21 protein-coding genes are annotated in these 19488 nt (G+C 65.3%); 12 read left to right on the forward strand and 9 right to left on the reverse strand.

What is annotated here, in order from left to right:
• Window positions 1–89: 89 nt before the first annotated feature.
• Together ABMA46_RS09610 and ABMA46_RS09615 are read left to right on the forward strand one after the other, a co-directional pair.
• Window positions 90–1205, forward strand: coding sequence for a peptidase C39 family protein (locus ABMA46_RS09610; RefSeq protein ID WP_348999115.1), 1116 nt, complete (start codon window positions 90–92; stop codon window positions 1203–1205).
• The gene (locus ABMA46_RS09615; RefSeq protein ID WP_348999116.1) at window positions 1202–2665 is read left to right on the forward strand and encodes a RimK family protein; all 1464 of its coding nucleotides are present in this window, start codon (window positions 1202–1204) and stop codon (window positions 2663–2665) included. Before ABMA46_RS09610 ends, ABMA46_RS09615 begins: the two co-directional genes overlap by 4 nt.
• A 3-nt stretch (window positions 2666–2668) precedes the next feature.
• Here ABMA46_RS09615 and ABMA46_RS09620 read toward each other — a convergent pair whose 3' ends face one another.
• A complete protein-coding gene (locus tag ABMA46_RS09620) occupies window positions 2669–3280 on the reverse strand; it encodes a YfbR-like 5'-deoxynucleotidase (protein ID WP_348999117.1) in 612 nt (203 codons plus the stop codon).
• The gene (ygfZ, locus tag ABMA46_RS09625) at window positions 3280–4260 is read right to left on the reverse strand and encodes a CAF17-like 4Fe-4S cluster assembly/insertion protein YgfZ (protein WP_348999284.1); all 981 of its coding nucleotides are present in this window, start codon (window positions 4258–4260) and stop codon (window positions 3280–3282) included. Before ygfZ ends, ABMA46_RS09620 begins: the two co-directional genes overlap by 1 nt.
• 83 nt (window positions 4261–4343) lie before the next feature.
• Between ygfZ and ABMA46_RS09630 the strand changes: the two genes are divergently transcribed.
• A complete protein-coding gene (locus ABMA46_RS09630) occupies window positions 4344–5678 on the forward strand; it encodes a dihydroorotase (RefSeq protein ID WP_348999118.1) in 1335 nt (444 codons plus the stop codon).
• A 78-nt stretch (window positions 5679–5756) separates the two neighbouring features.
• Here the strand turns inward: ABMA46_RS09630 and ABMA46_RS09635 are convergent, their stop codons facing one another.
• From ABMA46_RS09635 to ABMA46_RS09650, 4 genes are all read right to left on the reverse strand, one after another.
• A complete protein-coding gene (locus ABMA46_RS09635) occupies window positions 5757–6527 on the reverse strand; it encodes a hypothetical protein (protein WP_348999285.1) in 771 nt (256 codons plus the stop codon).
• A 113-nt stretch (window positions 6528–6640) separates the two neighbouring features.
• Window positions 6641–6898: a hypothetical protein gene (locus tag ABMA46_RS09640; protein WP_348999286.1), complete on the reverse strand. Its 258-nt coding sequence runs from the start codon at window positions 6896–6898 to the stop codon at window positions 6641–6643.
• A gap of 136 nt (window positions 6899–7034) precedes the next feature.
• Window positions 7035–7379 carry a TIGR02301 family protein gene (locus tag ABMA46_RS09645; protein ID WP_348999119.1) on the reverse strand — a complete coding sequence of 115 codons (345 nt, stop codon included), beginning with the start codon at window positions 7377–7379 and terminating at the stop codon, window positions 7035–7037.
• 80 nt (window positions 7380–7459) lie between these two features.
• Window positions 7460–7885, reverse strand: a complete 426-nt coding sequence (locus ABMA46_RS09650) for an NUDIX hydrolase (protein ID WP_348999120.1) — start codon at window positions 7883–7885, stop codon at window positions 7460–7462.
• A 121-nt stretch (window positions 7886–8006) separates the two neighbouring features.
• On the opposite strand from ABMA46_RS09650, the gene ABMA46_RS09655 reads away from it, so the two are divergent.
• Window positions 8007–8777: an SOS response-associated peptidase gene (locus tag ABMA46_RS09655; protein ID WP_348999121.1), complete on the forward strand. Its 771-nt coding sequence runs from the start codon at window positions 8007–8009 to the stop codon at window positions 8775–8777.
• Window positions 8778–8859: 82 nt separating this feature from the next.
• On the opposite strand, the gene ABMA46_RS09660 is transcribed toward ABMA46_RS09655, so the two are convergent.
• Entirely contained in the window at window positions 8860–9012 is a 153-nt protein-coding gene (locus ABMA46_RS09660; protein WP_348999122.1) for a hypothetical protein, read from the reverse strand.
• A 364-nt stretch (window positions 9013–9376) separates the two neighbouring features.
• Between ABMA46_RS09660 and cysS the strand changes: the two genes are divergently transcribed.
• The 6 genes from cysS to rarD all read left to right on the forward strand — a co-directional run bounded on the left by cysS (window position 9377) and on the right by rarD (window position 15522).
• On the forward strand, window positions 9377–10795 hold the full coding sequence (gene cysS, locus ABMA46_RS09665) for a cysteine--tRNA ligase (RefSeq protein WP_348999123.1): 1419 nt from the start codon (window positions 9377–9379) through the stop codon (window positions 10793–10795).
• Window positions 10792–11175, forward strand: a complete 384-nt coding sequence (locus ABMA46_RS09670; RefSeq protein ID WP_348999124.1) for a VOC family protein — start codon at window positions 10792–10794, stop codon at window positions 11173–11175. Before cysS ends, ABMA46_RS09670 begins: the two co-directional genes overlap by 4 nt.
• Window positions 11176–11359: 184 nt before the next feature.
• Complete coding sequence (locus ABMA46_RS09675; RefSeq protein WP_348999125.1) at window positions 11360–11851, forward strand: GFA family protein; 492 nt, start codon at window positions 11360–11362, stop codon at window positions 11849–11851.
• Complete coding sequence (gene pip / locus ABMA46_RS09680) at window positions 11848–12807, forward strand: prolyl aminopeptidase (RefSeq protein ID WP_348999126.1); 960 nt, start codon at window positions 11848–11850, stop codon at window positions 12805–12807. Before ABMA46_RS09675 ends, pip begins: the two co-directional genes overlap by 4 nt.
• 61 nt (window positions 12808–12868) lie before the next feature.
• Window positions 12869–14485, forward strand: a complete 1617-nt coding sequence (gene cimA / locus ABMA46_RS09685) for a citramalate synthase (protein ID WP_348999127.1) — start codon at window positions 12869–12871, stop codon at window positions 14483–14485.
• Between the two features lie 116 nt (window positions 14486–14601).
• Window positions 14602–15522: an EamA family transporter RarD gene (gene rarD / locus ABMA46_RS09690; protein ID WP_348999128.1), complete on the forward strand. Its 921-nt coding sequence runs from the start codon at window positions 14602–14604 to the stop codon at window positions 15520–15522.
• Window positions 15523–15524: 2 nt separating this feature from the next.
• Here the strand turns inward: rarD and ABMA46_RS09695 are convergent, their stop codons facing one another.
• Window positions 15525–16514: a CorA family divalent cation transporter gene (locus ABMA46_RS09695; protein WP_348999129.1), complete on the reverse strand. Its 990-nt coding sequence runs from the start codon at window positions 16512–16514 to the stop codon at window positions 15525–15527.
• A 10-nt stretch (window positions 16515–16524) separates the two neighbouring features.
• Window positions 16525–17136, reverse strand: coding sequence for an LOG family protein (locus tag ABMA46_RS09700; RefSeq protein ID WP_348999130.1), 612 nt, complete (start codon window positions 17134–17136; stop codon window positions 16525–16527).
• 115 nt (window positions 17137–17251) lie between these two features.
• On the opposite strand from ABMA46_RS09700, the gene ABMA46_RS09705 reads away from it, so the two are divergent.
• Both ABMA46_RS09705 and ABMA46_RS09710 read left to right on the forward strand, forming a co-directional pair.
• On the forward strand, window positions 17252–18910 hold the full coding sequence (locus ABMA46_RS09705; RefSeq protein ID WP_348999131.1) for a LysM peptidoglycan-binding domain-containing protein: 1659 nt from the start codon (window positions 17252–17254) through the stop codon (window positions 18908–18910).
• A gap of 229 nt (window positions 18911–19139) precedes the next feature.
• Window positions 19140–19463: an ArsR/SmtB family transcription factor gene (locus ABMA46_RS09710; RefSeq protein ID WP_348999132.1), complete on the forward strand. Its 324-nt coding sequence runs from the start codon at window positions 19140–19142 to the stop codon at window positions 19461–19463.
• Window positions 19464–19488: the final 25 nt, after the last annotated feature.

The raw sequence follows: 19488 nt of genomic DNA on the forward strand, positions 1-19488 counted from the left end.
GCGCGATAGCGCGATCCGTGCATGGTCGCGGAGTGGCCGTGCCATGATTCGAAGCCTTTCCTCCCTTGTCGAGGTCGCCCAGGGCGTTCATGTCGGTCGAAATACGCAAGGCCCTCGCGTCCGACATCGATGACCTCGCCGCCATCGAGACTGCCGTTTTTCCGGGCGACCGCATTTCGCGCCGTTCCTTTCGCGCGCTGATCGAGCGCGAGACGGCGGAAGCGCTTGTCGCAATATCCGGCGACCGCCTTGCCGGCTACGCCATCGTTCTCTTCCGCAAGGGGTCGGGCGTGGCGCGGCTCTATTCGATCGCCACGGGTCCGGATTTCGGCGGGCAGGGGGTCGGCCGCCTGCTTCTGGATGCCGCCGAAACAGCGGCTTTCGACCACGACCGCCTGCTGCTCAGGCTCGAAGTGCGCGAGGACAATGCGCGCGCCATCCGCATCTACGAGAAGGCCGGCTATCGCCGCATCGGCCGCGAGCCGGATTACTACGAGGACGGCGCCACGGCGCTGCGCTACGAAAAGACCCTGCGCGGCGACGTCCCGGTGGCCACCGCCGTTCCTTTCTATGAACAGACCTGCGACTTCACCTGCGGACCGTGCTGCCTGATGATGGCAATGGCCCATTTCGATCCGTCCTTCGTGCCCGACCCGGTGATGGAGATCCGTCTCTGGCGCGAGGCCACCACCGTCTTCATGATGTCCGGCCCCGGCGGCTGCGAGCCTTTCGGCCTCGCCGTCACCGCGCATGAGAGCGGCCTTTCTGCGGAAATCTTCGTTTCCTTCTATGGCGCGCTGTTCCTGCAGTCGGTGCGCAGCGAGGAGAAGCGCCGGGTCATGGAACTCGCGCAGGTCGATTTCAGGCGCCGCGCCGAGGACTACGGCATCCCGGTCGACTATCGCGCCTTCGCGTTGGAAGACATCCGGGCGGCGCTCGGCGAGGGAAAGCTGGTCCTCGTGCTGGTCAGCGGCTTCCTGATGTTTGGCAAGAAGGTGCCGCACTGGGTTCTTGCCATCGGCGACGACGGCGACCACATCCTTATCCACGATCCCTGGGTCGAGGACGAGCGGGAGGAGACGACGCTGGATGCCGCGAACATTCCCGTGCCCTACGAGATCTTCATGAACATGGCGCAGTTCGGCCGCGACGGGCTGCGCGCGGCCATCACCCTCGGCAAATCCGATCGGACACCGCTCAAATGACCTGGGTCATCCTCACCGGCAGGATTAGCGACATCGATCCGGCGGCCACGCCGCACAAGATCATCACCAATCGCGACTATCTGGCCCATCCGGCATTGTTCAAGGGTCAGCGCCCCAAGGTCATCAACCTGTCGAACAGCTATGCCTATCAGAGCCGCGGCTACTACGCCTCGCTGCTGGCATCGTCGCGCGGCCACAGGGTGATCCCGACTGTCGAGACGATGATCGACCTGTCGGAGCGCAAGCTCTACGAACATGCCCTGCCGGAACTGGAACTGGCGCTGAACAAATGCCGCAAGGACCTTGGCGGCACCTTCCCGGCCAAGGTGCAAATCTTCTTCGGCATCGGTCCATCGAAGGCGTGGGACCGCTTCGCCAGGCTTCTGTTCGACTGGTTCCGCGCGCCGGCGCTGGAGGTCGCGATCGCCGACGGCGGCGAATGGGCCTCGATCCGCAAGATCGGCTTCCATCCGGTGGCCCGCATGGGCGAGGACGAGAAGAAGCGCTTCCTCGCCGGCATGGAAATATACACCGGCCGCGAATGGCGCGACACCAGGGCGCGCACGCCGGCGCGTTATACGTTCGCCACGCTGGTCGATCCGCAGGAAGAACTTCCGCCGTCTGAAATCTCGTCGCTGCGCCACTGGGCGCGCATCGCCGAGAAGATGGGCGTCGAGGTCGAGCCGATCACCCGCAAGGACCTGTCGAAACTCGCCAACTACGACGCGCTGTTCATCCGCGAGACGACGACGATCTCCAGCCATACCTACCGCTTCGCGCGGCGCGCGCAGCAGGAAGGCATGCCGGTGATCGACGACCCGATGTCGATGATCCGCTGCACCAACAAGGTCTATCTGAACGAACTGATGACGGCCAACAAGGTGCCGGTGCCGCCGACGGTGATGATCGCCGGCCCGGCCGATTTCGAGCTGGCGGCCGAGACGCTGGGCTTTCCGCTGGTGCTGAAGATCCCGGACTCGTCCTTTTCGCGCGGCGTCAAGAAGTGCTCGAATTTCGAGGAACTGAAGGCGCTGGCGACGGAGTGGATGGAGGAATCCGACCTGCTGATCGCGCAGAAATTCATTCCCACCGAGTTCGACTGGCGCATCGGCGTCCTGGGCGGCCAGCCGCTCTTCGCCGTCCATTACCTGATGGCCAAGAAGCACTGGCAGATCGTCCACCACAAGGCGAGCGGCAAACCCGACCAGGGCGGTTTCAAGACCTTCACGCTCAAGGAGACTCCGGACGACGTGGTCCAGACCGCCGTCAAGGCGGCGCGCTGCATTGGCGACGGCCTTTACGGCGTCGACCTCAAGGAGACGAAGGACGGCATCTTCGTCATCGAGGTCAACGACAATCCCAATCTCGATCACGGCTGCGAGGACACCGGCGAGAAGGACGAAGTGTGGCGTCGGCTCACCCAGTGGTTCCTCGACCGGCTGGAGCGCCAGGGGCGATAGGCCCTACGTCCTGAACCGCTCGATCTCGTCGAAGCGGCCGATGAACGCATCCTGGATTTCGGTCACCGCGCGGGGGGCAAGGTCCAGTCGGTCCGCTGAAAAGCCGCGCGGTCGGCCGAAGAACTGCGTTGCTTCGCTCGCTGAGAACCCTGCGAGATGCGTGGCCTCGAAATAGGCAGCGATCTGGTCGGCCTGCTTGATGTCCTGCTTCAGCCTTGTCGGGGTGTCGGCCGGCAGCGAGAAGCGCAGATGGATGGCGCGTTGCAGGCGCTGCTCGCATTCCTTGTAGCTGCCGCCCATCACCGCCTTGAACGGCGAAATCATGTCGCCGATGACATATTCCGGGGCGTCGTGCAGCAGCGCCGTCAGTTTTTGCTCGGGCGTCGCCTGCGGAACGAGTTCCGCGTAGATCGCCTCGACCAGCAGCGAATGTTGCGCCACCGAGAAGGCATGGTCCCCACAGGTCTGGCCGTTCCAGCGCGCCACGCGCGCGAGGCCGTGGGCGATGTCCGACAGCTCGATGTCGAGCGGCGACGGGTCGAGCAGGTCGAGCCGCCGGCCGGACAGCATGCGCTGCCACGCACGCGCCGGCGCGCCGGCTCGGTCGGGCGCCATCAGGCGTCCTCCGCCGATGGACTTTGCGGAAAAGTGAAGGTCGCCCAACCCGGGATGGACAGTGACACAGGCACGTCGCCGGCAAGGATGGCTTTGCCTTCGTCCAAGGCCGTCTTCACTCGGTCGATCCGTGCAATCGCCAGGCCGCGATTGCCGGCGCTGGAGCCAAGCGTCCCGACGGAGCGGCCGTCGACGGTCAGCTCCGTTCCGGGCGAGGGCAGGGCGTCTGCCGCTTCGACGAGAAGCACGCGCCGACGGGCCGTGCCGCGATGCTGCATGCGCGAGACCACTTCCTGCCCGACATAGCAGCCTTTGGAGAACCCCACGCCGCCTGTCTGGTCGAGCAGCACGTCATGCGGAAAGGCGTCGCCGAGCTGGTAATCCGCGCCGCTTTCGGCCACGCCGTTGGCGATTCGCAAGGCGGTATAGGCGTCTGTCGCCGTACCCTCGATCCCTGTACCCCCACCGCTGACCCCTCCCCTCAAGGGGGAGGGGGATTCTGAGGCGTTGGCGTTCCCCTCCCCCTTGAGGGGAGGGGTCAGGGGTGGGGGTAAAGCGGCGCCATAAGTTCGAAAGACCGGCTCCAATCGAAAGCGCGTATCCACGACTCGAATTGAATCATGTTCTGAAGAAGTTGATTCATTCTCCGAGGCATCTGAATCATTTCCCAAGCTCACTTGGATAACCGGCTGTTCCTGCCTGGAAATATCCGCCTTGGCGCGCAGCCGGTAGAGCATCAGCCGGCGCACGAAATCGTCGGCCGCATCGGCCCGGCAGTCGAGCCGGAAGCCGTCGTCGCCAAGGCGCGAGATCAGAAAGTCGAACAGGATCTTGCCTTGCGGCGCAAGCAGCGCGCCGGGTTTCGCCTGGCCGTGTTGGAGCTGGTCGAGATCGGTGGTCAGGATGTTCTGCAGGAAATGCTCGGCATCCGGGCCGGAGACATCGATCAGCGCGCGGTCGTTCAACTGGATGGAGGGCATTGGCGGCAGAGGCCTGAAGCTTGCAAAAAGGTCGGCCATTACGTAAGCCCCTGCCACTTCCCCTGCAAGAGAGATGGACCGCCATGCCAGCCACCTTCGATCTCATCCTGACAGGCGGGACAGTGGTCAATCAGGACGGCAAGGGCGTCCGCGACGTCGGCGTCAGGGACGGCCGCATCGCCGCCATAGGGTATCTCGGCCGTGCCTCCGCCGAGGAAACCATCGATTGCGCCGGCCTGCACGTCCTGCCGGGTGTGGTCGACAGCCAGGTGCATTTCCGCGAACCCGGTATGGAGCACAAGGAAGACCTCGAGGCCGGCTCGCGCGCGGCGGTGCTGGGCGGCGTCACCGCCGTCTTCGAGATGCCCAACACCAAACCGTTGACCACGAGCGAGGCTGCGCTCGCCGACAAGGTGCAACGCGCCACCGGCCGCATGCATTGCGATTTCGCGTTCTGGGTCGGCGGCACTCGCGACAATGCGCGGGATCTCGGAGAGTTGGAGCGCCTGCCGGGCGCTGCTGGCATCAAGGTCTTCATGGGCTCGTCGACCGGCGACCTTCTGGTCGAGGACGACGAAGGCGTCGCCTCGATCCTGAGGAACACGCGCCGCCGCGCCGCCTTCCATTCCGAGGACGAGTTCCGCCTGCGCGAACGGCTCGGCGAGCGTGTCGAAGGCGACCCGTCCTCGCACCCGGTCTGGCGGGACGAGATCGCGGCACTCACCTGCACCGAGCGGCTGGTGCGCATCGCGAAGCGGGAGCGGGCGCGCATCCATGTGCTGCATATCTCGACCGCCGAGGAGATCGACTTCCTCGAACAGCACAAGGACGTCGCCACCTGCGAGGCGACGCCGCATCATCTGACCTTCACGGCGGACGACTATGCGCGGCTCGGCACGCTGCTGCAGATGAACCCGCCGGTGCGCGCGGCCCGCCATCGCGACGGCGTATGGCGCGGCATCGCGCAGGGCATCGTCGACGTGCTCGGTTCCGACCATGCGCCGCACACGCTGGAGGAAAAGGCGAAGCCCTATCCTGCCTCGCCCTCGGGCATGACCGGGGTCCAGACGCTGGTGCCGGTGATGCTCGACCACGTCAATGCGGGGCGTCTTACCATCGAGCGCTTCGTGGACCTCTCCAGCCACGGTCCGCAGCGTATCTTCGGCATGGCGCGCAAGGGCCGCATCGCCGCCGGCTACGACGCCGATTTCACCATTGTCGACCTGAAGCGGCGCGAGACGATCACCAACGCCCAGCAGGGCTCCAAAGCCGGCTGGACGCCGCATGACGGACGCGAGGTCATCGGCTGGCCGTTGGGCACGATCATTCGTGGCACCCGCGTCATGTGGGAAGGCGAGATCGTCACGCCGGCGCAGGGCAGGGCGGTGGAGTTTCAGGAAAGCGGCAGTCGGGAATAGGCAGTCGGTAGGAGAATTTCTCGCAGCCGTGCTGATCAGTACCTTGCCAAGGTGCAACCGACTGCCGACTGCCGTTTCTTATTCCCCCGCCACGAAGAAAATCCAGCGCCCGTCCGGGGCGATGCCTACGCGATAGAAGATATAGGCGCCGAACTGCTTCATGTCGTCATAGTCGCTGGCCGTGACGAGCTTGAAGAGTTCCACGCGCTGACGGGCGTCGAGCTTGTCCAGCGGCAGCGCGAAGAAATACGGCCAGACATAAAGTTCCTGCGGCGAGCCGGAGTCGAGGTGGACGTAGCCGGCGTTCAGCACCTCTTCCATTATGGCGAGGATTTCCTGGCCTTCGGAATCGCCGGACAGGCTTTTGAGGAAATCGATCGCGTCGCCGTCGATCTCGGCCAGCGAAAGCTGGGTCATGGAAGTCCCGGTTCCGATCAGGGGCCGCAGTTTCTCGATGTCGCCGCTCTTGCAGGCTTCCACGATTAGATCGTGCATGCGCCGCACCGGTTCGGGCAGTTGGGACAGGTCGTAGACGACCTGGGGTTGCGGCTTGTCCGGATCGACGCGCGGATTGGTCACGTCGCCGCCCTGGCCGGGCTTCGTTGGCTCGACCTGCTGCGGCTCGTCCTGGTCTTCAGGCGACGCTGGCTGATCGCCGGCGGACGGGGCGGCGCTGGGCGGATTGGGCAGGGGAACCTCGTCGACGGGCGACAACTGGTCTTCGTCGCCAGGCGTCTGCGGCGTCGCGGAAGGCAATTCCTCGCGCTGGATTTCCGAGAGCGCAGCGGCCGGTTCGCTGCCGACCAGAAAGAGGGAACCCGCGAAGAGCGAAGCAAAAAGCAGCGACAGGGCGGCATAGGTCCACCGCGATGGATCAGGTAATTCCACGGTCCCTGCCTCCAGGCTGCCCGAAGCGCTTTCCAGGCGGTGTGTCGAGGTCGGTATCGTTCCCGGCGTGCCGGTCAATGCCGGACCTGGCACGGCTCGAACGCGCCTTCGATGACCTTTTCGCGCATCCTGTCGAGCAGGGCGAGCGCGGCGGTCTCACCGCTGGCGCGCAGCATTTCGCCGAACGCCGTCTCCAGCGCGGCCTCGGCGATGATATCGGGTTCGATGCCTGCCGACAGCCCCTCGGCCCAGGCTTCGCTGTGGCTTTCGGCCGCCGTCAGGCGCTTTTCTTCCCTGACCAGGGCATCGATATCGCTGGCGGTATGTTCCATTGCCACTCAAACCCTCTGCTACCGTCGATCCATAAAATGCGGATCAAACCTGAAGCGTCCCTTTAATGTCCCGTTAAGAGTCTAGCACAGCCTCGCTGTAGCGCACCCCGGCATTGGCAAAAAAGTTAACGCAGTCTTAATTGCCATAACGCGAGGCGATGTCGCGCGACAGGTCTTCGCCTTCCTTCATGTAACGATTGATGGCTTCCGTGGCGGATGGGGTACACTGGGTGTAGGTGCTGCCAAAGGAGCGGTAGCCGCGGTTGAACGAGGCGATGAAGCGGGCGCGCCTGGCCGGATCGGGATTCTCCGAGACCAGCAGCTTCTCCATCTCCGCTCGCCATTGGTCGCCCTTCTCGCCGCACAGATTGCGCAGGAAGTGCAGGGACCCCAGGATTTCCGCCAGCCGCATCAGCCCCGGCTCGAACGGAGCTTCCGCCGCCCGCGCCGCCGGCGGCGATGCCGCGAGTGCGGCCGCCATGAGGATTGCCGACAAGGATCGACCTCTAGCCATAAAACCTTGTGGCGAAACAATTTGTCGCCTGCAAGGCGTTCAGGACGCTAGGCAAGGCCATTTCCGCCGGAAGCCAGCAATTCTTCCGCGATGGTAAAGACGGAGCCGGCGAGCGGCATCGCGCTCATCTCGGCCAGCGTGTAGAAGGCGGCGCTCTCGGCGTCGTCGGCGGGCTCGGGTTCGCCGTGATGATAATCGGCACCGAACACCGTCAGCCGGTAGTCGACCGGATGACCTTCGCCGGCGCCGTCGATCAGGATGGTCTCGACCGGCCTGAAGGCCCGCGCCGTCAGCCCTGTCTCTTCCATGAGTTCGCGCCGCGCCGCCTGCTCCAGCGTCTCGCCGGGCTCGACCTTGCCGCCCGGGAACGCGTAGAGGCCCTGCGAAGGCGGCCGCGCGCGCTTCACCAGCAGCACGCGGTCCCCGCGCACGACGGCGACCGACACCGCCGGCAGTTCCCGTCTCGTGTTCATTGGCAGGTCTCTCGATGCCCGTGATTGTGGATGATCGGCGCAGACCGCTTTTAACGGTTGAAGCCGCGCGCTTCCATCGCCACCTTCGTTTCTTTTCCGACACGTACCGCGAGGCTCGATCATGTGCGGACGCTTTGCCTTGACGGCGACCACCGACCAGACGGCAGCCTTTCTCGGGCTGGGCGAACTGGAGGAATTTCCCGCCCGCTACAACATCGCCCCCACGCAGCCGATCCTCGCCGTGGTCGCCGCCGGCCCGCGCGCGCCGGGCTCCAACCTGCCCGACCGCGAGGCGATGCTGGTGCGCTGGGGACTGATTCCAGGCTGGGTGAAGGACACGCGGAATTTTCCGTTGCTCATCAACGCCCGCTCGGAGGAGGCCGCGACCAAGGCGTCCTTTCGCTCCGCCATGCGCCACCGCCGCGCGCTGGTGCCCGCCAGCGGCTTCTACGAATGGAGGAGGCAGGCGAACGGCCGGCGCGGTCAGCCCTACTGGCTGCGGCCCCGGCACGGCGGACCGGTGGCCTTCGCCGCGCTGGTGGAGACCTATATGGAGCCGGGCGGATCGGAGATGGACACCGGCGCCATCCTGACGACTGCCGCGAGCGCCGACATCGCCACTATCCACGAACGCATGCCGGTGGTGATCGAGCCCGAGCACTTCGCCCGATGGCTGGATTGCCGCAGCAACGAACCGCGCGACATGGCCGACCTGCTCAGGCCGGCGCCCGAAGGCTATTTCGAAGCCGTCGCGGTTTCGGATCGGGTCAACAAGGTCGCCAATACGGAGCCGGACATCCAGGCGCCCTATATGTCGGTCGAAGAAGAGACGCCGGAAACGCCAAAGCGCCGGAAGCCCGGCGCCGACGACGGTCAGATGACTTTGTTTTAGCGGAAACGGGCGTCATCCCGGCCAAGGGAGCGAAGCGACCGCGAGCCGGGATGACGCTTGATCTTGCGTCTTCCCTATCGCCCTAAGCCGGACGGGGCGAGATGATCTTCTGGACCGGCTTCTGCTTCCTGGTCATGTGAAGAAGCGCCGCCGCGACGGCCGCCGGGCCGATGGCGCGGTACTGGTGGGCGAGCGCCGGTTGCTTGGGGCGAACGTCCTTGGTGGTGCGAGGCATGTCTGAAATCCCTTTGTCCCCGGGGATACCGTCCCCTCTGGCGACTGCGCAATGATGCCCGATTCCGCCGAAATCTGGGCGGCTCGCGTAGTAGCCGGCGAATGTTTCGACGCTGTGCCGACATGTTTAATAAAATGTTGCACGGCGCGCCTGTGCCGAACCCGGCGGCGTTTTCGCCGGAAGATGCGACTTGACGGCAACACGGGCGAAGGCGATAAAGCCGCGCATGAAAACGTCGTTCGCCATTTCTGGCGCCATTTGTGGCATTTCGATTATTGGCTAGCGCACGCGCTGGTCCGGACGTTTTCGCCTCATCTTTCACCAGACAGGACAAACGCCCCGGCCAGCAGGCCGAGGGAGATTTATGTCCGATAGAAACGCATCCGGTTTCCGGGGTTTGCGCCTCACCAACACGCTGACGCGCGCGAAGGAGGATTTCGTCCCCATCGATGCGGCGAACGTGCGCATGTATGTCTGCGGGCCGACGGTCTACGACTTCGCCCACGTCGGCAATGCGCGGCCGGTGATCGTCTTCGACGTGCTCTATCGGCTGCTGCGTCACCTCTATGGCGAAGCCCACGTCACCTATGTGCGCAACATCACCGACGTGGACGACAAGATCAACGCGCGCGCGCTCCGCGATTTCGGCGCCGAGATCGAGGCGGGCAGGCTCTCGCTCAACGAGGCGATCCGCCGCGTGACGGAAAAGACCGCCGACCAGTTCCACGAGGATGTCGCCGCACTCGGCTGCCTGCCGCCGACCGTCGAACCGCGCGCCACCGAGTTCGTGCAGCCGCGCGCCGATGGGCGGGCCGACATGATTTCGTTGATTCAGTCTCTCATCGACCGCGGCCATGCCTATGAAGCCACAGGCGAAGTCCTGTTCGACACCGCTTCCATGCCGGACTACGGCCGCCTCTCGAAACGCCCGCTGGACGAGCAGCAGGCCGGCGCGCGCGTCGCCGTCGATGCACACAAAAGGAACCCCGGCGACTTCGTGCTGTGGAAGCTTTCCTCGCCCGAAGAGCCCGGCTGGGAAAGCCCGTGGGGCAGGGGCCGTCCGGGCTGGCATATCGAGTGCTCGGCCATGTCGGCGGCCTATCTCGGAGAAGTGTTCGATATCCACGGCGGCGGGCTCGACCTGATCTTTCCGCACCACGAGAACGAGATCGCCCAGTCGCGTTGCGCCCACGGCACCGACGTGATGGCCAACTACTGGCTGCACAACGGTTTCCTCCAGGTGGAGGGCCAGAAGATGTCGAAGAGCCTCGGCAACTTCTACTCCATCCACGAACTGCTGGAGACGGAGACATTCGGCGGCCGCAAATGGCCGGGCGAGGTGCTCAGGCTCGCCATGCTGATGACCCACTACCGCGAGCCGATCGATTTCTCGGTGCGGAAACTGGAAGAGGCGGAAGCCCTGCTGGAGAAATGGCGCCGGAAGGCGGCCGGAAGCGCTTCCGGCCAGATCGACGACACGTTCGTCGCCGCGTTGAGCGACGATCTGGATTTTGCGCTGTATTTCCGCCTCATGAACGAAGCAGACCTTTCCGCATCCGGCCTGAAGGCGGCGGCCGAACTGGTCGGCATCGATCTGGCGGAGTTGGCCACCGACGTCGATGTGGCCGACTTTGTCGCGCGTCGCCTCGGCTTCATTCGCGAAAAAAACTGGGCCGAGGCCGACCGTATCCGCGACGAGCTTCTGGCGCAGGGCATCCAGCTCAAGGACGGCAAGGACCCAGCGACGGGCGAACGCGTGACAACCTGGGAGGTGAAGCGGTGATCGATCACACCGGCATTGCCGTGAAGGACTTCGACGCTTCCAAACGCTTCTACGATGCGGCGCTGGCGCCGCTCGGCGCGTCGCTGGTGATGATGGTGCCGGAGGAATTCACCGGCGGCGTCAAGGTCGGCGGCTATGGCTACGACCGGCCGCAGTTCTGGCTGCATGAGGCGGACGAGCCCGGTCCCGGCCGGCACTACGCCTTCACCGCCGACACGCGCGCCGAGGTTGATGCCTTCTATGAAGCGGCGATGGCCGCCGGCGGCCGCGACAACGGCGAGCCCGGCCTCCGCGCCCACTACCATCCGAACTACTACGGCGCTTTCGTGTTCGATCCCGACAGCAACAATATCGAGGCCGTCTGCCACAATCCGGAGTGAGGTCTCCAATGACAGCGCTTTTTACCCCCACCCCTAACCCCTCCCCACAAGGGGGAGGAGGACATCGTGACCGTCGTGTCATAGGTCAGGGTTTGCGGCGGTCAGGAATTGCCGCGTCCAAATCCCCCTCCCCCTTGTGGGGAGGGGTTAGGGGTGGGGGTAAATTGCCGCGAGGTGCGAGCCGATGAGCCTCGACAACAAGCCCGTCTACACCGGCGGCTGCCAGTGCGGCGCGGTGCGCTTCCGGGTCGAGGGCGCGCTGGGCGACGGCTCCGTATGCCATTGCCGCATGTGCCAGAAAGCGTCCGGGAACTTCTACCTGCCGCTCGTCTCGGTCCGCGGGGCGCGGCTGGAATGGACGCGCGGCAAGCCGGCCACCTTCCGCTCGTCGAACCATGTAAAGCGGGGCTTTTGCAGCAAATGCGGCACGCCGCTCGCCTTCACCGCGCCTGACGGGACAGCGCTGACGATCGGCGCCTTCGACCATCCGGAAGAGATTGCGCCGGTCATCCAGTGGGGCACCGAGGCGAAGCTTCCCTATGTCGATGCCGTCCCGGCCCTGCCGGAGGAAGAGACCATGGCCGACCTCGGCGAAGCGCCTTACCTCGCCGATCTCGTCTCCTACCAGCATCCCGACCACGACACCGAAACCTGGCCGCTGAAAGAACAGAAATGACCACGCTGCGCACCCTCTACCCCGAGATCGAACCGTTCGAGACAGGCATGCTCGATGTCGGCGACGGCCACACCATCTACTGGGAACGGGTCGGCACCAAAGGCGCCAAGCCCGCCGTATTCCTGCATGGCGGGCCGGGCGGCGGCATTTCGCCCAAGCAGCGCCGCCAGTTCGATCCGAAGCTTTACGATGTCATCCTGTTCGACCAGCGCGGCTGCGGGAAATCGACACCCTACGCGTCGCTGGAGGCCAACACGACCTGGCATCTGGTCGCCGACATCGAGCGGCTGCGCGAGATGGCGGGCTTCGACAAATGGCTGGTGTTCGGCGGCTCCTGGGGCTCGACGCTGGCGCTCGCCTATGCCGAGACGCACCCCGAGCGTGTCAGCGAACTCGTCGTGCGCGGCATCTACACGCTGACGCGCCCCGAACTCGAATGGTACTATCAGTTCGGCGTCTCGGAGATGTTTCCCGACAAGTGGGAGCGCTTCCAGGCGCCGATCCCGGAAGCCGAGCGCGGCGACATGATGGCCGCCTATCGCAAGCGGCTTGTGGGCGACGATCGTGAGAAGCAGATCGAGGCGGCGGTCGCCTGGTCGAGTTGGGAAGGCCAGACCATCACGCTGCTGCCCGAGCCTTCGACCAGCGACGTCTTTTCCGAGGCGGACTACGCGCTGGCCTTCGCCCGCATCGAGAACCACTATTTCGTCCATGCCGGCTGGCTGGAGGAGGGGCAACTCCTGCGCGACGCGGGGAAACTGAAGGACATTCCCGGCCTGATCGTCCACGGCCGCTATGACATGCCCTGTCCCGCGAAATACGCCTGGGCGCTGCACAAGGCTTGGCCGAAGGCGGAGTTCTACCTGATCGAAGGTGCGGGGCACGCCTTCACCGAACCCGGCATCCTCGACCGGCTGATCTACGCCACCGACAAGTTCGCGGGGAAGGCAGTATGAAATTCGCTCGTTCTACAAGGTCGGCTGGACGCGGCAGGGCGCCGGCTTCGACGGTGTGTGCATGACCAAAGACCGCCTCTACCTCTTCGACACCACGCTGCGTGACGGCCAGCAGACGCCGGGGATCGACTTCTCGGTCGAGGACAAGATCGCCATCGCGCGGATGCTGGACGAATTCGGCATCGACTATGTCGAGGGCGGCTACCCCGGCGCCAATCCGACCGACACGGAATTCTTTCGGCACAAACACACGCGGGCGGCGAAATTCGTCGCCTTCGGCATGACCAAGCGCGCCGGCGTCTCCACCTCCAACGATCCCGGCATCGCGGCCCTGCTGCAGGCCGGGTCCGACGCCGTCTGCTATGTCGCCAAGAGCTGGGACTATCACGTCCGCGTCGCGCTCGGCTGCACCAACGAGGAAAACCTCGACGCCATCCGCGCCTCGGTCGAGGCCGCCCGCGACGCTGGCAAGGAAGCGATGGTCGATTGCGAGCATTTCTTCGACGGCTTCAAGGCCAATCCGGATTATGCGCTGGCCTGCGCAAAGGCCGCCTACGACGCCGGCGCGCGCTGGGTGGTGCTGTGCGACACCAATGGCGGCACCCAACCGTCGGAAATCCGCGCCACCGTCGAAAAGGTGATCGCGGCGGGCATTCCTGGCGATCATCTGGGCATCCATGCGCATGACGACACCGGGCAGGCAGTCGCCAATTCGCTGGCGGCGGTCGAGGCCGGCGTGCGCCAGATCCAGGGCACGCTGAACGGCATCGGCGAACGTTGCGGCAACGCCAATCTGGTGACGCTGATCCCGACTCTTCTGTTGAAGCCCGCTTTCGCCGAAAGGGTCGAGACCGGCATTTCGCATGAGCAACTCGCCGGTATCTCCCGCCTTTCCCGCGCCTTCGACGAACTGTTGAACCGCGCGCCGGAAGCGCAGTCGCCCTATGTCGGGTCCTCCGCCTTCGCTACCAAGGCGGGCATTCACGCCTCCGCGCTGGTCAAGGAGCCGGCCACCTACGAGCATGTGCCGCCCGAGGCGGTCGGCAACCGCCGCCGCGTCATGGTGTCGGACCAGGGCGGCCGCGCCAACTTCCTGGCCGAGCTGAAGCGGCGCGGCATCGACGTGCCGAAGGACGGCCATCGGCTGGACATGCTGATCGCCGCCGTCAAGGAGCGAGAGGCCGAGGGCTACGCCTACGAGGGCGCCGACGCGTCCTTCGAACTGCTGGCGAGAAAAATGCTGTCGGGCCTGCCGGAATTCTTCCGCGTCACCTCGTTCCGCTGCATGGTCGAGCGCCGCTTTGACGCCAACGGCGAATTGAAGACCGTTTCGGAAGCCATCGTGAAAGTGCTGGTCGACGGCGAGGAGAAGATGTCTGTCGCGGAAGGCCACGGTCCGGTCAACGCGCTCGACATCGCGCTGCGCAAGGATCTCGGCAAGTATCAGGCCGAAATCGCCGACATGCAGCTTGCCGACTTCAAGGTGCGCATCCTCAACGGCGGCACCGAGGCGATCACGCGCGTGCTGATCGAATCGCATGACGGCACCGGCGCGCGCTGGTGGACGGTGGGCGTGTCCGACAACATCATCGACGCGTCCTTCCAGGCGCTGATGGATTCCATCGTCTTCAAGCTGATGAAGAACCGGGACATGGCGGGGCTGGTGGCCGCGGAGTAGGCGCGCGCGATCTCTCCACTCAAGGGGGAGGGAGCTTTGGTCCATCACCGGAAGTCTATGAACCATCAGAATTTTGCGATGGTTTCGGCTGGCTTCCTGGGCCATAGCGTTGCGCCATGACCGCCCAGCCCGTGCAGGACCTCACCGCAGCCGATTCCCGCCGAGGCTTCGTCCTGGCGCTTGCCGCCTATTTCCTGTGGGGCCTGCTGCCCTTCTTCATGAAGGCGGTGGCGCATCTGCCGCTCGCCGAAGTGATCGCGCACCGCATCGTCTGGTCGGTCCCTATCGCTGCGGCGGTGCTCGTCTGGCTTGGACGCACCGCCGATTTCAAGGCGGCCCTGCGCTCGCCGCGCATGCTGTCGATGGCGGCGCTGACGGCGGTGCTCATCACCATAAACTGGAGCATCTATGTCTGGGCCATCGCCGTCGGGCGCACGGTCGAGACGGCGCTGGGCTACTACATCAACCCGCTGGTCTCGGTCGTCGTCGGCGCCGTGGTTCTGGGCGAGCGGCTGAGCAGGCTCCAGATGGCCGCGGTGGCCATTGCGGCAGTCGCGGTCGTCGTGCTGACCGTCGAGGGCGGCAAGCTGCCCTGGGTGTCGCTGGCGCTGGCCTTTTCGTTCGCCGCCTACGGCTTCTTCCGCAAGACGCTGCCCATCGGCCCGAGCCAGGGCTTCCTTCTGGAGGTTCTCCTGCTGTCGATCCCGTGCGTGTTCTATATCGCCTTCCTGTTCGCGACGGGCCAGAGCCATATTTTCACGGGCAGTTGGCGCGACACGCTGCTGCTCATGTGCTGCGGCCCGGTCACGGCCGTGCCGCTGCTGCTCTTTGCCTTCGGCGCCAAGCTGCTGAGGCTCTCGACCATCGGCATCATGCAATATATCGCCCCGACGATCGTCTTCCTGATCGCCGTGTTCATCTTCCACGAGCCGTTCGACGTGATTGACGGGCTCGCCTTCGGTCTGATCTGGACGGCGCTGGCGCTCTATTCCTGGTCGATGTTTTCCGGGCGCGCGCAGGTGGCAGTGGCGCGGTAGGCTCAGCCTTTTCCGCTTAGCCGCCGCACGAACAGGAGAACGGCGGCCGCAAGCCCCACCGCCAGCGCCGAGATCGCCCAGAAGCCGCTCGGGTCCTGCGAAAAGGGAACCCCGCCGACATTCATGCCGAACAGGCCCGAAACGATCGTGGTCGGCAACAGCATCGCAGTCAGCACCGACAACACGTAGAGCAGCCGGTTGGATTCGGCCGACAGCTTGGCCATCAGCTCGTCCTGGAGCAATCGCGCTCGCGAGTGGATCTGCTCGCTGTCGGCGAGCAGCGCCTCCGAACGGCTGGCCAGCCGGTCCACCATGTCCGCGACCGGTTCCGGCAGGTCGTCATATTGCAGGTGGCGCACCTGCCGGAACAGTGAGGCGATCGCCGCGACATGGCGGTGGATGAACACCAGCCGCCGCCGCGCCGCGTTCAGCCTTGCCTGCTCTTCACGCCATTTGTCCGCCACCACGCGGTCTTCGATGGCATCGAGCTGGCCGCCGATTCCCAGCAATTCCCGGGAGAGCCTTTCCAGCGAATGGCGCATGATCAGTTCCAGCAACTCGGCCGGACCGTGGATAGCCTTCTTGCGCTGGACAATGAGGTGCCGCACGTCGTCCACCGACTGAAGCGGGTGGCGGCGCGCGCTGACCATGTCCGTGTCGTTGAAGGCGAAGTGAAAATGGCCGGTTTCCTGGCTTTCGTTGTAGTGGCGGTGGTGCATGTCGGCGATGACGCCGTGCAGCCAACCGTCGTCATAGTCGAGATAGAGCGCCTGGTCGGGCGCCAGAAGCGCTGCGCGCACGACGGCTGGAATGGTCTCGACCGCCTCGATCGCACGCCTGGCCCGCACGTCGGCCAGCGAGTAGTTCGACCAGTTCCATAGCGGGTTGTCGCCGGATGCGAATCCGTCGCTTCCGAAACCGAACCTGGCTATCAGCCCGTCCGCTCCGGTCGTCAGGGTCTCGTCGTCTCCGGTCGAACAGGCTGCGCTCATGGAGCGCGTTCTACATCTTGTCGATGACGGAACCTTGACCCTCGGTCGGCGTCTGGTCCGCGCTCGCTGCAGCCATGATCGCCGGAACGATCCTTTCGGCGCTGTCGACGACCAGCGGCTTGACCCGATGCGCGGTGTGGATGAAGCCTTCCTCCGCCATATGATCGAGCAGCGCCAGCATCGGGTCCCAGAAGCCGCGTATGTTGGCGAACACCATCGGCTTGCGGTGATGGCCGAGCTGTGCCCAGGTCATGATCTCTATGATCTCCTCGACGGTTCCGATGCCGCCCGGCAACGCCACAAAGGCGTCGGATTCCTCGAACATCCTGTGCTTGCGCTGGTGCATGTTGTCGGTGACGACGAGTTCGTCGAGATTGCCCAGCGCGGCCTCGGTCGCTTCCTTGTTCATCAGGAAGCGCGGAATGATGCCGATGACCTTGCCACCGGCCTTGAGCGTTCCCTGGGCCACCGCGCCCATGATGCCCTTGGTGCCGCCGCCGTAGACGAGTCGGATTCCCGATTGCGCGAGCGAGCGTCCGAGCTGGTGGCCGGCGTCGATATAGGCTTCGTCGCGGCCCGGCGAGGAGCCGCAGTAAACGCAGACGGATCGAATCGTGTTCATGGCGACGATTGGTGATTGGAAGGGCGGTGAGGTCAAGGCTTGTCAGGGGCTTTTTCTTGTCGCCTATCGCAAAACAGGCTAGATCGGCGTGAGGCGGCTAAGGGGCGGGATCAACATGGCTGTTACACCATTAAAGGCTGTTCTGTTCGCCGGCGGGGGCATCGTTGCCGCTGCGGCGGTCGCTTACGTGTCGGGCGCGCTCGATCCGTATTTCAAGCCGCAGCCGCCGGCCGAGGTGGCCGCGCTCAATCCGCCGCCCGGCAAACCGGAAAATCCCGCTGAGGTGTCGCCCGGCACCGGCGTGCATGATGTGACGCCGCCGGCGGGCGGCAAGGACTCCAAGCCGACGACGGAGGCATCGGTGCCATCCGGTACGGATGCCATGAAGCCGGCCGCGCCGGCCGCCGGGGCGACTCCCGCCAAAAAGCCGGAGCAGGGCGTTGCTCCGGCCGTCGCGGCCGGTCCCGTCCTGCCCACATTCGACGTGGTCCGCGTCGAGGGCGACGGTTCGCTGGTCGTCGCCGGAAACGCGGCGCCGAACGCCAGGGTGGAACTGTTGAACGGCGCGGCGGTGATCGGCTCGACCACGGCTGGGCCGGACGGCGCCTTCGCCATCGTCCTCGACGATCCGCTCAAACCGGGCGACTACCAGCTTCTGCTGCGCTCGACTACGCCTGACAACACCGTCTCGAATTCGCAGCAGACCGCCGTCGTCTCGGTGCCCGACAAGCCGGGCGGACAGGTTCTCGCCATGGTGGAGGAGGCAGGCAAGGCGTCCGAACTGATGGCGGTTCCCGCGCCGGCCGTGCAACCGGGTCAGCCTGCTGCCCCTTCCGCGGCTGATGCCCCCGAAGCAGGGAGCGCGCCTGCGCCCGAAGCGGCGAAACAATCGCCGGCAGCCGGCGCTCAGACAGGCGATACACCTGCGCAAACCGCAGCTGCTCCGGCAGAACCGAAGCCGGCAATCGTTCAGCCCGCGATTCCCGGCGCGCCGAAAATCGCGGTCGAGGCGGTCGAGATCGACGGCAGCAAGATATTCGTTGCCGGCACGGCCGATCCCGGCCGCAAGGTGCGCGCCTACGCCAACGAGATTCTGCTCGGCGATGCGACGACATCGCCAGATGGCCATTTCCTGGTCGAGGCGACGCATGACCTGCCGGTTGGCACCTACACGGTCCGCGTCGATGCCCTCGACGCAGGCGCCGCCAAGGTGGTGGCGCGGGCTACGGTGCCGTTCGAGCGCGAACCGGGGGCGTCCGTGGCCGCGGTCGCCCCGCCTGCGCCCGGTGGCGCGGCCGCGCCCGAGGGCGGGGCCAGCCAGGCCGCCGACACCGCGCCAGCGAATCCCTCGGCCGGGACATCGGGCGCGCCGACCCAGGCAGGATCGACGGACAACGGAACGCCCGTCGCCGGTGTCGCCCCGTCCGCCGGGCAGTCGGCGCCAGCCGCCTCCGAACCGCAAAAGCAGCCCGAGGTCGCCGCGGCGCAGCCGTCCGACGGCGTGCCGGAAACCGTATCGCCCAAGCTCGAACACGCCGACGGAGCGGTCATCATCCGTCGCCGGGATACGCTCTGGCAGATTTCGCGCCGCGTCTACGGGCATGGCGTCCGCTATTCGACCATCTATCTGGCGAATCAGGACCAGATCAGCGATCCAGACCGCATCTGGCCGGGACAGGTGTTCCGCGTTCCCGGGACGTCGAAGGAAGGCGAGGCGGCTGACCTGAAGGCGCTCGGCGATCAGGCGACCGCGCCGCCGACCAAGACCGAGTAGGTTTTCGGCGGAGAACCTGCCGTCGTCATCCCGGAAGCTCGTCGACGCAAAGCGGAGGCGGGCTATCCGGGGTCCATTCCGTGACCTTGGAGACTGTCCGGAATGGATCCCGGCTCTGCGCTCGCGAGCTCGCTTGGCCGGGATGACTTAGCGTTTGTGGCCAGAGTAAACGATTCCCTCATCAAACTATCTTGCGTAAAACCTTTCCATCGTTTATCGCCGATAAACGATGGAAATCATTCTTGACCCCGTTGCCTGCACCAAGCCTGATGAGCACAGGCTCGCGGCGGGTATGGCAGCGCTGTCGCATCCGGCGCGGCTGCGCATCGTGCGCCATCTCTCGGGGGCGCCGGCCTGCTGCTGCGGCGAGGTGGTGCGGCGGCTCGACCTTGCCCAGTCCACCGTTTCGCAGCACCTGAAAGTGCTGGTCGATGCCGGCCTGGTCCGTTTCTCGCCGGACCGGCAGCGGTCCCGCTACGAACTCGATACGGATGCGCTGAAGGACCTCTCTGCGTCCCTGGCTGCGCTGGTCGATGATTGCTGCGCCGGCTGAGCCGCGCGAACCCACAAGGCAGAAC

Origin of the sequence: Mesorhizobium hunchu (assembly GCF_040081975.1) — a bacterium.
Lineage (GTDB): Bacteria > Pseudomonadota > Alphaproteobacteria > Rhizobiales > Rhizobiaceae > Mesorhizobium > Mesorhizobium hunchu.

Coding starts and splice junctions, on each gene's coding strand:
- ABMA46_RS09610 (WP_348999115.1), top strand. CDS start 90: ATGTCGGTCGAAATACGCAAGGCCCTCGCGTCCGACATCGATGACCTC.
- ABMA46_RS09615 (WP_348999116.1), top strand. CDS start 1,202: ATGACCTGGGTCATCCTCACCGGCAGGATTAGCGACATCGATCCGGCG.
- ABMA46_RS09620 (WP_348999117.1), bottom strand. CDS start 3,280: ATGGCGCCCGACCGAGCCGGCGCGCCGGCGCGTGCGTGGCAGCGCATG.
- ygfZ (WP_348999284.1), bottom strand. CDS start 4,260: ATGCCCTCCATCCAGTTGAACGACCGCGCGCTGATCGATGTCTCCGGC.
- ABMA46_RS09630 (WP_348999118.1), top strand. CDS start 4,344: ATGCCAGCCACCTTCGATCTCATCCTGACAGGCGGGACAGTGGTCAAT.
- ABMA46_RS09640 (WP_348999286.1), bottom strand. CDS start 6,898: ATGGAACATACCGCCAGCGATATCGATGCCCTGGTCAGGGAAGAAAAG.
- ABMA46_RS09645 (WP_348999119.1), bottom strand. CDS start 7,379: ATGGCGGCCGCACTCGCGGCATCGCCGCCGGCGGCGCGGGCGGCGGAA.
- ABMA46_RS09650 (WP_348999120.1), bottom strand. CDS start 7,885: ATGAACACGAGACGGGAACTGCCGGCGGTGTCGGTCGCCGTCGTGCGC.
- ABMA46_RS09655 (WP_348999121.1), top strand. CDS start 8,007: ATGTGCGGACGCTTTGCCTTGACGGCGACCACCGACCAGACGGCAGCC.
- ABMA46_RS09660 (WP_348999122.1), bottom strand. CDS start 9,012: ATGCCTCGCACCACCAAGGACGTTCGCCCCAAGCAACCGGCGCTCGCC.
- cysS (WP_348999123.1), top strand. CDS start 9,377: ATGTCCGATAGAAACGCATCCGGTTTCCGGGGTTTGCGCCTCACCAAC.
- ABMA46_RS09675 (WP_348999125.1), top strand. CDS start 11,360: ATGAGCCTCGACAACAAGCCCGTCTACACCGGCGGCTGCCAGTGCGGC.
- pip (WP_348999126.1), top strand. CDS start 11,848: ATGACCACGCTGCGCACCCTCTACCCCGAGATCGAACCGTTCGAGACA.
- cimA (WP_348999127.1), top strand. CDS start 12,869: ATGACCAAAGACCGCCTCTACCTCTTCGACACCACGCTGCGTGACGGC.
- rarD (WP_348999128.1), top strand. CDS start 14,602: ATGACCGCCCAGCCCGTGCAGGACCTCACCGCAGCCGATTCCCGCCGA.
- ABMA46_RS09695 (WP_348999129.1), bottom strand. CDS start 16,514: ATGAGCGCAGCCTGTTCGACCGGAGACGACGAGACCCTGACGACCGGA.
- ABMA46_RS09700 (WP_348999130.1), bottom strand. CDS start 17,136: ATGAACACGATTCGATCCGTCTGCGTTTACTGCGGCTCCTCGCCGGGC.
- ABMA46_RS09705 (WP_348999131.1), top strand. CDS start 17,252: ATGGCTGTTACACCATTAAAGGCTGTTCTGTTCGCCGGCGGGGGCATC.
- ABMA46_RS09710 (WP_348999132.1), top strand. CDS start 19,140: ATGGAAATCATTCTTGACCCCGTTGCCTGCACCAAGCCTGATGAGCAC.